The 10652-nt window shown below is 70.9% G+C and carries 10 protein-coding genes; 9 read left to right on the forward strand and 1 reads right to left on the reverse strand.

The genetic code is table 11. The features are described from left to right. The 5 genes from ACWCXC_RS37065 to ACWCXC_RS37085 all read left to right on the forward strand — a co-directional run. The coding region (locus ACWCXC_RS37065) for an acyl-CoA carboxylase subunit beta (RefSeq protein WP_450891778.1) at positions 1–891 on the forward strand (891 nt) is incomplete at its 5' end. A 131-nt stretch (positions 892–1022) separates the two neighbouring features. Beyond that, positions 1023–1868, forward strand: coding sequence for an AfsR/SARP family transcriptional regulator (locus ACWCXC_RS37070; RefSeq protein WP_450685853.1), 846 nt, complete (start codon positions 1023–1025; stop codon positions 1866–1868). A 216-nt stretch (positions 1869–2084) separates the two neighbouring features. Then, positions 2085–2906 carry an AfsR/SARP family transcriptional regulator gene (locus ACWCXC_RS37075; RefSeq protein WP_450891779.1) on the forward strand — a complete coding sequence of 274 codons (822 nt, stop codon included), beginning with the start codon at positions 2085–2087 and terminating at the stop codon, positions 2904–2906. Between the two features lie 193 nt (positions 2907–3099). Then, positions 3100–3942: a metallophosphoesterase family protein gene (locus tag ACWCXC_RS37080; protein ID WP_450685855.1), complete on the forward strand. Its 843-nt coding sequence runs from the start codon at positions 3100–3102 to the stop codon at positions 3940–3942. Between the two features lie 355 nt (positions 3943–4297). Further along, positions 4298–5551: a tetratricopeptide repeat protein gene (locus ACWCXC_RS37085; protein ID WP_450685856.1), complete on the forward strand. Its 1254-nt coding sequence runs from the start codon at positions 4298–4300 to the stop codon at positions 5549–5551. 29 nt (positions 5552–5580) lie between these two features. Here ACWCXC_RS37085 and ACWCXC_RS37090 read toward each other — a convergent pair whose 3' ends face one another. Beyond that, positions 5581–5940, reverse strand: coding sequence for a hypothetical protein (locus ACWCXC_RS37090; protein WP_450891780.1), 360 nt, complete (start codon positions 5938–5940; stop codon positions 5581–5583). Positions 5941–6314: 374 nt separating this feature from the next. Here ACWCXC_RS37090 and ACWCXC_RS37095 point away from each other — a divergent pair, with 374 nt between their 5' ends. The 4 genes from ACWCXC_RS37095 to ACWCXC_RS37110 form a co-directional block, all read left to right on the forward strand. After that, entirely contained in the window at positions 6315–7460 is a 1146-nt protein-coding gene (locus tag ACWCXC_RS37095) for an aminotransferase class V-fold PLP-dependent enzyme (protein WP_450891781.1), read from the forward strand. A gap of 204 nt (positions 7461–7664) precedes the next feature. Then, positions 7665–8885: a methionine adenosyltransferase gene (gene metK / locus ACWCXC_RS37100; protein ID WP_450685859.1), complete on the forward strand. Its 1221-nt coding sequence runs from the start codon at positions 7665–7667 to the stop codon at positions 8883–8885. A gap of 69 nt (positions 8886–8954) precedes the next feature. Beyond that, positions 8955–9938, forward strand: a complete 984-nt coding sequence (locus ACWCXC_RS37105; protein WP_450685860.1) for a carbohydrate kinase family protein — start codon at positions 8955–8957, stop codon at positions 9936–9938. A 49-nt stretch (positions 9939–9987) separates the two neighbouring features. Further along, positions 9988–10652: adenosylhomocysteinase (locus tag ACWCXC_RS37110; RefSeq protein WP_450891782.1), on the forward strand; the 665-nt coding region annotated here is incomplete at its 3' end.

A 10652-nucleotide genomic window follows, 5' to 3' on the forward strand; every position in this document is an offset into this window, starting at 1 on the left:
GAGACCTCGGGCGTCGCGCACTTCGCGTACGACGACGAGGAGACCTGCATCGCCGAGGTCCGCTACCTCCTCTCCCTCCTCCCCCAGAACAACCGTCAGAGCCCTCCTGCGGTCGATTCGGACGATCCCGTGGACCGGCGGGGCGAGGCGCTGTACGAGCTGGTGCCCGCCGAGGGGAACCGCCCGTACGACATGCACAAGGTGATCGAAGAGCTGGTCGACGACGGGGACTATCTGGAGGTCCACGAGCGCTGGGCCCGCAACATCGTGTGCGCGCTGGCCCGCCTCGACGGCCAGGTCGTCGGCATCGTCGCCAACCAGCCCCAGTCCCTGGCCGGCGTCCTGGACATCGAGGCGTCCGAGAAGGCCGCCCGCTTCGTCCAGATGTGTGACGCCTTCAACATCCCGATCGTCACTCTTCTGGACGTGCCCGGCTTCCTCCCCGGCGTCGACCAGGAGCACGGCGGGATCATCCGGCACGGAGCGAAGCTGCTCTACGCGTACTGCAACGCGACCGTGCCGAGGATCTCCCTGATCCTGCGCAAAGCCTATGGAGGTGCCTACATCGTGATGGACAGCCAGTCCATCGGTGCGGACCTCACCTACGCCTGGCCGACCAACGAGATCGCGGTCATGGGCGCGGAGGGCGCCGCCAACGTCATCTTCCGCCGCCAGATCGCCGACGCCGAGGACCCCGAGGCCATGCGGACCCGCATGGTCAAGGAGTACAAGGCCGAACTGATGCACCCGTACTACGCGGCCGAGCGCGGCCTCGTCGACGACGTCATCGACCCCGCCGAGACCCGTGCGGTGCTCATCCGCTCCCTGGCGATGCTGGGCGCCAAGCACGCCGATCTCCCGTCCCGCAAGCACGGAAATCCGCCTCAGTAGCGCGGGCGCGCCCACCCTCAAGTCCCTTGCGAGCAAGGGTGGGTGAGCCCTGGCCTGATTGACAAACCGCCTGTGCTGTTTTTTAATGTGAAGCCTTGTGCACCAGAACGGAAGCCAGGGAGGCGAGCTGCGTGGACATAGATGCTCTGGGGGCGCTGGAGGTCCGTGAGAACGGGGTCTCCATCACGCCGACCGCGCCCAAGCCGCGTCAGGTTCTCGCCCTGCTGGCGCTCCACGCCGACCAGGTCGTGCCCGTCTCGGTCCTCGTCGAGGAATTATGGGGGAGCAAGCCGCCGCGCAGTGCCCGCACGACCCTGCAGACCTATGTGCTCCAGGTGCGCGACCTCATTGCCGTGGCGCTTCTCAAGGATCCGCCCGACCGCCCCGCCCGGACGTCCAAGGACGTCCTGGTCACCGCGCCCGGCGGCTACATGCTCGTCAGCGGTGACGGGGTCAGCGACGTCCGGGAGTTCGACCGGCTCGCCGGCATCGGCTACCGCGCCATGGACGCGGGCGACTTCCCCCGCGCCGCCGAGACCCTGCGCCAGGCGCTGGATCTGTGGACCGGCGAACCCTTCTCCGGCGTGCAGGCCGGTGCGCAGCTCGGGATGGAGGTCAAGCGTCTTGAGGAGACCCGCCTCTGCGCCCTGGACCAGCGCATCGACGCCGATCTGCGGCTGGGCCGCCACCGCGAGCTGCTGGCGGAGCTGACGGTGCTGGTGAGCCGTTACCGCACCCACGAGAACCTGCACGCCCAGTTCATGATCGCCCTGCACCGCTCCGGCCGCCGGGGCGAGGCGCTCGGGCTCTACCGCCGGCTACGCAACACCCTCGTCCACGAACTGGGCATCGAGCCCTCGGCCCGTCTGGCCCGCCTGCAGAAGTCGCTGCTGGCCACCCCCGTGGACGACGGCCGCAACCCCCTCAACGGCGCGGTGATGCCGCTGGGAGGCGCGGGTCCCGTGCCCATCAGCTGACGGGCGGAACGCGGGACATTCTCGTCGGTGCAATTCACTGGAAGAATTTATAGGGCGAGAAAGAACGAGCGTGTGCGTAAAGCGAATTATTTGAAGTCCGCTACAGAGTCGCTGGAGAAAATCACTCGGTGAGTCCTGACCCGATAGCTTGCTCCCCAGCGCAGCTTTCTGGCCACCACGAGGCCATGGGCGAGCGGACGCCAACGGGGAGGGCGAATGAGGGTTCAGCTTCTGGGGCCGTTGTCGGCCGAGGTCAACGGCGGGTCGATCGTCCCGACCGCCGGCAAGCCGCGCCAGATCCTGGCGCTGCTCGCGCTGTACCCCAGCCGCGTGGTGCCGGTTCCCACGCTGATGGAGGAAATCTGGGCGTCGGACCCGCCGCAGAGCGCGCTCACCACGCTCCAGACCTATATTCTCCAGCTCCGTCGAAGACTCGGCACGGCGATGGGTCCGGACTCGCGCGAGGGCGTCAAAGACATCCTCGCCACCCGGCACGGCGGATATCTGCTCCAGATACCGGAAATGGATATCGACGTCCGCGTCTACGAGAAACTCGCGCGTGAGGGCCAGATCGCCTTCGAACAGGGTGACAACGCCCTCGCCGCCGAGCGTCTGCGTACCGCCCTCGATCTGTGGCGGGGGCAGACGCTCGTCGACGTACGGCTCGGCCCGGTCCTGGAGATCGAGGTCATGCGTCTCGACGAGAGCCGGCTGGTGGCGGTGGAGCGCCGGATCGACGCGGATCTGCGGATGGGCCGGCACACCGAGCTCATTGCCGAACTCATGGAACTGACCGCCCGTCATCCCCGGCACGAGGGTCTGCACTCCCAGGTGATGGTCGCCCTCTACCGCTCCGGCCGGCAGAGTTCCGCGCTCGATGTGTACCGCAGGCTCCGCGGCCGGCTCATCGAGGAACTGGGAGTGGAGCCCTCGCCGCAGCTCCAGCGGCTGCACCAGGCGATGCTCGCGGTCGACCCGCTGCTCGACGTGCTGTCGGGACCGAGGCGCACCTCGACGTTCGATCTGTTCGCCGCCTGAACGGGCGGGAGACGGGCCGGAGGGGCGCCGGGCACGGAGTCCGGAACCCGGGCCGTCCCGTCGGGGGAGGACATGGAGGGCCCGGGGCCGGATCACGCACCGGGACGGGGGTGCCCGGTTCCGTTCCATCGTGGGCGACCGAAGTCGTGTACGACTGGAGCGTTACCGGAAACGACGGAGAAGGTCACCACATATGCCGCACCAGGAGAACGCGAGCCTCTGGGCCGTGAGCGATCTGCACGCCGCGTTCACGGACAACCGGGAGCTCCTGGAGCGGATGCGTCCGGAGTCGGACGAGGACTGGCTGATCGTCGCCGGAGACTGCGGCGAGATGTCCAAGGACGTCGAATGGGTGCTGACCCGCCTCAGCGGCCGGTACGCCAAGGTGCTCTGGACACCTGGCAACCACGAGCTGTGGACCCCGCGTGAGGACCCGCTCCAGCTCCGGGGCGTGGAGCGCTACGAGTACTACGTCGCCCTCTGCCGCGGCCTGGGCGTGGTCACCCCCGAGGACCCCTACCCCGTGTGGAGCGGCCCCGGCGGCCCGGTGACCGTCGCGCCGCTCTTCCTGCTGTACGACTACAGCTTCCTCGCCCCCGGCGTCGCCACCAAGCAGAAGTCCCTGGAGCTGGCGTACGAGGCCGGCGTCGTGTGCAGCGACGAGTTCATGCTCCACCCCGACCCGTACCCCAGCCGTGACGCCTGGTGCCGCGACCGGGTGCGGGAGACCGAGGCCCGGCTCGCCGCACACGACCCCGCTGTGCCGCTCGTCCTCGTCAACCACTATCCGCTGGTACGCCAGCCGACGGACATCCTGCGCTACCCGGAGTTCGCGCAGTGGTGCGGCACCACCCGGACCGCCGACTGGCACACCCGGTTCCCCGTGCACACCATGGTCTACGGACATCTGCACATCCCCCGGACCACGTGGTACGACGGCGTCCGGTTCGAAGAGGTCTCGGTCGGCTACCCCCGTGAGTGGCGGCGTCCGGGCCACCCGGAGGTCGGGCCGCGCAGAATCCTCCCCCGGCGCTGAACCGACTGTCTGGGCCACCCGATGTCGTCATCGGACTTCTCCGGTCCCGACGCGTTCACCAGGGCTTTCATCAGCGACTCCCCTACGAGGACACGCGCTTCGGCACGGCTGCTCGACATGCTGCCTCGAAACGCTCGGGATCGGGTCGGGTCCCGCTCGCGGGGCGGTCGAGCGGAGCCGAAGCGCCAGGTGAGCCGGGTTGGAGACCCGGTCGTGGGCGCTGGCAAACGTTTGCCCGGTCCTTGGCAGGGGCCGTACGCTCGTGGTCCGATCGTGGCCCAGGCCCGCGTGTTCCCCTCCGCGGCCCCGCTCGTGCACGCGTCCCGACCCGCTGCTCTCCTTGAGGAATTGGTCCATGTTGCGACAGCCCGCGTTCGGAAGCCGGTTGAAGAAGATCCGTCTGGCCCGGGGGCTGTCCCAGACCGCGCTGGCCGGGGACGGCATGTCGACCGGCTACCTCTCCCGGCTGGAGTCCGGCGGGCGCCAGCCCACCGAGCGCGTCGTGGCCTATCTCGCCGAACGGCTCGGCCTCCAGCCCTCGGAGTTCGAGGAGCCCGCCGCCGGGTCCCTGGCGCACGCGCTCACCCTGGCCACCTCCACGGGCGCCGGTACCGCCGTCGACGTGCTCCGCGAGGCGTACGACGCCGAGAGCCACGAATCGCCGGCGCTGCGCTGGCAGGCGCTGTGGCTGCTCGCCCAGTCCCGCCGGATCGAGGGGGACCATGTGGGCGAGCGGGCCCTGCTGGAGGACCTGGTCCGGCTGGGCGACGAGGTCGCGCTGCCCGAACTGCGGGTGCGCGGGCTGACCCGGCTCGCCCGCTGTCTGCGGTCCGTCGGTGAGATCCAGTCCGCGCTCGCGCTGGGCGAGGACGCCCACCGGCTGGCCTGCGAGGCGGATCTCGGCGTCGAGGACCGGGCCGCCGTCCTGCTGGCCCTGGCGTCCGTGGAGACGGAGGCGGGCCGTCTCCCCGACGCCCGCGTCCACGTCGACGAACTCGCGGACCTGGTCGAGGGGCGCTCGGACACCCTGTGGGCGGAGGCGCTGTGGACGGTGGCCGCCGTACGGGCGCGGCAGGGCGACTACGAGAGCGCGCGGCGCATCCTCGAAGAGGCGCTCGACGGCTTCTCCAGCGCCGAGGACCTGACCTTGTGGGTGCGCCTGCGGATGGCGGCCGGACGGCTGTACCTCCAGCGCTCACCGGCCGATGCGGCGGCGGCCGAACAGCGCATCGCCGAGGCGGAATCGGCGCTCGTCTTCGTGCGCACGGAGGCGCTCGACCAGGAGATGGCCGGCCTCAAGGCGGACCTGGCGTTCGTCACCGGCCGCTACGACGACGCCCGTACGCTGCTCGCTGAGCTGGCCCGCGACGAGCTGATGACGTATCGGGACCGGGTGCGCTTCGACGTCCTGCGCCATCAGCTGGCGGTGCTGGAGGGCGACGAGAGCGGTGTCCAGGGCCTCGGCGCCCTGGCCGCGGAGGCGCAGGCCAGCGGGAACATCGACCTGGCCGCGGAGATCTGGCGGGTGCTGGCGGAGGCGCTGACCCAGCTGAGGGCGGCGTCCGCGGCCGTGGTCCCGGGGCGCGTGCGGGAGTCCGACAGCGCCTGATCCGGCCCCGCGCGGAGGCCGGCCGCCCGTCACGCACCGATGACGGGCCAGCCGATGGTGCCGTTCGCGGGGGCCGTGGCGGCCGGGGGCGCCGGCCAGCCGATGGTGCCGTTCGTCGTGTCCGTGTCGTCCGCCGGGTCCGTCGGGTCCGTCGGGTCCGTCGGGTCCGTCGTGCCCGGGGCGATCGGCCAGCCGATGGTGTCGTTCGTGCCGTTCGTCGTGTCGGTCGTGCCGGGCGCGATCGGCCAGCCGATCGTGTCGTTCGTCGAGTCCGCAGCGGTCGGTGCGACCGGCCAGCCGATGTCGTTGGCGGAGCCGACCCCGGCCGAGGCGAGAAACGCGGCGGCGAGCGTGGCGGTGACGACCAGACCTCGGGCGAGACCCTTCATGACTGACTCCTCTGTGACTCGGTTCTGCCAGTGCGTGCTGTTCCTTGGCAAGAAGATTGACAACTGTGCCTTGGATTCCGGTCGCAATGTGCTCAAGAATTCCTTGAGTCAGGCAATTCCCTGACCCGAACGCGCCTCGGGAGAGCCGCCGACGCATCAGCCTCCCCCCAACTGACCTGCATGTATGGCAGCTTGCCCGTGCGGGTGCCCGTACGGGCCTCCGCGGACCCTTTGTGCCGGCCACCTCTTGCCATGGCACCGCGTATTGCCAGAACTTGAGCCCCGCTGGAGCGGGCGTTGCCAAATTCCCCGCCCTGTAGGCAATCTATTGCCAATCCACTTGGCAATGTTTTGGCACAGAGGAGGCCCTGGACATGATTCACCTGAACACGGCAGGTCAGGGCCGGATGCCCGCCTCGGTCCGCACGGTTCTCACCGAGTGCGTCCGCGTCGAGGACCGCTTCGGACCGCACGAACTGGAGGAGCGGGTCGGCGACCTCGTACACGGAGAGGTCCACCACCGGCTGGAACGGCTGCTCAACACACCCGACGGACACACCGAACTGTTCACCGGCGGCGCCGCCGCGTACGAGGCGCTGCTGTCGGGCCTCACCCTCGGCCGGGGCGACCGGATCTGGACCACGCCGTACGAGAGCGCCGCCCACCTCACTGCCCTCCGGTCGCTGCGCGACCGCACCCGCTGCCGCATCGAGGTCGTCCCGCTGCGCCCCGACGGCGATCTGGACCTGGCGTGGATGGGCGCGCATCTGGACGACACGGTGGCGCTGGTCTCCGTCCCGCACGTCCCCGCGAGCCGGGGCATCGTCAACCCGGTCGAGGAGATCGGCCGCCTCCTCGCCCCGCACCGCTGCCTGTACGCGGTCGACGCGGCGTACGCGCTGGGGCAGGTGCCCGTCGACGTGGCGCGCATCGGCTGCGACCTGCTGACCGGCGACGGCTGGCGGTTCCTGCGCGGCCCGCGCGCGGTCGGTTTCGCGTACGTGGCGCCGGCGCTGCGCGACGCGCTGATCCGGGCGGACGCCGGCGACCGGGCCCCCCGGGCGACCGCCGTCGTCTCGCCCGTGCCGACGACCGCCGCCGTCGCCGCGTTCGCCTCCGCCCTGGTCCACCGCGCCGAACGGCCGGCCCCCTCGTACGACGAACGAGCCACGGCGCTGCGTACGGCCGCCGCCTCGGTCGCGGGCGTCGAACTGCTGACATCCGGCCGCCACCAGTCCGCGATGGTCGCCTTCCACCACCCGGAGCTGTCCGCCGCGCTCATCCGGTGCGGACTCGCCGAACGCGGTGTGGCGGTGCGCAAGACGGTGGCCGACGAGACGCCGCTGCTCACCCTGCCCGGGGCGGCCACCACCGCCCTGTGCGCCTCGGTGGGCGAGGGCACCAGCCCGCAGGACATCGCCGAGTTCGCCCGTGCCCTGGCCTCGACGGTGGCCGAACTCCGCCGGCGTACCCCCGTCACGCACCTCGGCGCCCCCCGGATCGCGCTGGTCGGCAGCTGACCGGCTGCCCCGTTCCACCGGCCCTCCGGCCGGATCGAGCACTCTTCGAACCGTTCTCAAGCCCCGGGCACGACCGTGAGAGGCGCGATCGCCGTGCACACCTTCGGGTGACCGGCGGCTGCTCCAGTGATCCAAGCCGCCGCGGAACGTGCGGGAAGAGCCCACGCACGCCCACCGTCCGACCACGCACCCTTCTGGAGAGCCATGTCCCGTCGCCTGTTCACCTCGGAGTCCGTGACCGAGGGCCACCCCGACAAGATCGCTGACCAGATCAGCGACGCGATCCTCGACGAACTGCTCAGGCAGGACCCGACCTCCCGCGTCGCCGTCGAGACGCTCATCACCACCGGCCAGGTGCACATCGCGGGGGAGGTGACGAGCCGGGCGTACGCCGACGTCCCCACCCTGGTCCGCGAGAAGATCCTCGACATCGGCTACGACTCCTCGGCCAAGGGCTTCGACGGCGCGTCCTGCGGCGTCTCGGTCTCCATCGGGGCGCAGTCCCCGGACATCGCGCAGGGCGTCGACACCGCGTACGAGAAACGCGTCGAGGGCGCCTCGCGGAAGGAGGAGGACGAGCTGGACCGGCAGGGCGCCGGTGACCAGGGCCTGATGTTCGGCTACGCGACCGACGAGACACCGAACCTGATGCCCCTGCCCATCGAGCTGGCCCACCGGCTGTCGCGCCGGCTCACCGACGTCCGCAAGGACGGCACCGTCCCGTATCTGCGCCCCGACGGCAAGACGCAGGTCACCATCGAGTACGACGGCAGCCGCCCGGTCCGGCTGGACACCGTCGTCGTCTCCTCGCAGCACGCCTCCGGCATCGACCTCGACGAGCTGCTGGTGCCGGACATCCGCCGCCATGTGGTCGAGGTGGTCCTCGCCCAGCTCGCCGAGGACGACATCAAGCTGGAGACGGACGACTACCGGCTCCTGGTCAACCCGACCGGGCGGTTCGAGATCGGTGGCCCGATGGGCGACGCCGGCCTCACCGGCCGCAAGATCATCATCGACACCTACGGCGGCTACGCCCGCCACGGCGGCGGTGCCTTCTCGGGCAAGGACCCGTCGAAGGTGGACCGCAGCGCCGCGTACGCGATGCGCTGGGTCGCCAAGAACGTCGTCGCCGCCGGGCTCGCGTCCCGCTGCGAGGTCCAGGTGGCGTACGCGATCGGCAAGGCCGAGCCGGTCGGCCTGTTCATCGAGACCTTCGGCACGGCCACGGTCGACGAGGAGCGGATCGCGAAGGCGGTCTCCGAGGTCTTCGACCTCCGCCCGGCCGCGATCATCCGCGATCTCGACCTGCTCCGCCCGATCTACTCCCTGACCGCCGCCTACGGCCACTTCGGCCGGGAGCTGCCGGAGTTCGCCTGGGAGCGCACCGACCGGGCCGCCGCCCTCAGCGCCGCCGTCGGCGCCTGACCGGGAACGCCGGCACCGTCTTCGCCGCGGCCCGGATGCGGGCCGCCCTACAGGAGTTCAGGAGTTAGTGTGCGCATCGCGGTGACAGGCTCCATCGCCACGGACCACCTCATGGCCTTTCCCGGCAGGTTCGCCGACCAGCTGATCCCCGATCAGCTCGCCCATGTCTCGCTCTCCTTCCTGGTCGACGGGCTCGACGTCCGCCGGGGCGGGGTCGCGGCCAACATCGCCTTCGGCCTGGGCAGCCTCGGTCTCCATCCGCTGCTGGTCGGTGCCGTGGGCCCCGACTTCGCCGAGTACGAGGTCTGGCTGAAGGAACACGGGGTCGACACGGGCGCCGTGCGGGTCTCCGTCGAGCACCAGACCGCCCGCTTCATGTGCATCACCGACCAGGACGCCAACCAGATCGCCTCCTTCTACGCCGGCGCCATGGAAGAGGCCCGCGAGATCGACCTGTGGCAGCTGGTCGGCTCCTGGGACCGCCCCGATCTGGTCCTCGTCTGCCCGAACGACCCGGCGGCGATGCTCCGGCACACCGAGGAGTGCCGCCAGTTGGGCCTGCCCTTCGCCGCCGACCCGTCCCAGCAGCTCGCCCGCCTCGACGGCGAGGAGGTCCGGGACCTGGTCGCGGGCGCCCGGTGGCTGCTCACCAACGAGTACGAGGCGGCCCTGCTGCTGGAGCGCACCGGCTGGACCCGTGAGGAGGTGCTGGAGCGCGTCGACACCTGGGTCACCACCCTGGGCGGCGGAGGCGTCCGCATCGACGCCGTGGACGAGCCGACGCTGACGGTGGCCGCCGTGCCCGGTGTCGAGGTCGCCGATCCGACCGGCGGCGGCGACGCCTTCCGCGCCGGGTTCTTCGCCGGCGTCGGCGCGGGGCTGCCGCTCGCGGCGTCGGCCCGGCTCGGCTGTGTGACCGCGGCGGCGGCCCTGGGGGCCGTCGGCTCCCAGGCGTACCGCGTCGACCGCGATGCTCTGCTCGCCACGGTCGCGCGCGCCTACGGCAGTGACGCCGCGGACGAGATCGCCCCCGCGCTCACCGCCGTGCCGTGACCGGTGGTACGGCCCCGACCACCCTTTCCCCTCCCGAGGAGTAGTACGCATGCCCGCTCAGCCGAACGCCGCCTTCACCGATTTCAAGGTCGCGGATCTCTCCCTCGCGGCGTTCGGCCGCAAGGAGATCACGCTCGCCGAGCACGAGATGCCCGGCCTGATGTCCCTCCGCGAGGAGTACGCCGAGGCGCGGCCGCTGGCCGGCGCCCGGATCATGGGCTCGCTGCACATGACCGTGCAGACGGCCGTGCTCATCGAGACCCTGGTGGCCCTGGGCGCCGAGGTCCGCTGGGTCTCCTGCAACATCTTCTCCACCCAGGACCACGCCGCCGCCGCCATCGCCGTGGGTCCGGACGGCACCCCGGAGGCCCCCGCCGGTGTCCCGGTCTTCGCCTGGAAGGGCGAGACGCTGGAGGAGTACTGGTGGTGCACCGAGCAGGCCCTGACCTGGCCCGGCCACTCCGGCCCGAACATGATCCTGGACGACGGGGGAGACGCCACCCTCCTCGTCCACAAGGGCGTCGACTACCAGAAGACGGGGGCGCTCCCCGCCGCCGAGAACGAGGAACTGGCCGTCGTCCGCGCCCTGCTGGAGAAGAGCACCCTGGACTGGTCCGTCCTCGCCTCGGAGATCCGTGGGGTGACGGAGGAGACGACGACGGGTGTGCACCGGCTGTACGAGATGCATCGTGACGGCACGCTGCTGTTCCCGGC

This window comes from Streptomyces sp. NPDC001515 (genome assembly GCF_053597115.1).

What these genes read in the sequence shown, in the direction of transcription:
- metK (WP_450685859.1), top strand. Translation starts at nt 7,665, where the DNA reads ATGTCCCGTCGCCTGTTCACCTCGGAGTCCGTGACCGAGGGCCACCCC.
- ACWCXC_RS37090 (WP_450891780.1), bottom strand. Translation starts at nt 5,940, where the DNA reads ATGAAGGGTCTCGCCCGAGGTCTGGTCGTCACCGCCACGCTCGCCGCC.
- ACWCXC_RS37085 (WP_450685856.1), top strand. Translation starts at nt 4,298, where the DNA reads ATGTTGCGACAGCCCGCGTTCGGAAGCCGGTTGAAGAAGATCCGTCTG.
- ACWCXC_RS37095 (WP_450891781.1), top strand. Translation starts at nt 6,315, where the DNA reads ATGATTCACCTGAACACGGCAGGTCAGGGCCGGATGCCCGCCTCGGTC.
- ACWCXC_RS37080 (WP_450685855.1), top strand. Translation starts at nt 3,100, where the DNA reads ATGCCGCACCAGGAGAACGCGAGCCTCTGGGCCGTGAGCGATCTGCAC.
- ACWCXC_RS37075 (WP_450891779.1), top strand. Translation starts at nt 2,085, where the DNA reads ATGAGGGTTCAGCTTCTGGGGCCGTTGTCGGCCGAGGTCAACGGCGGG.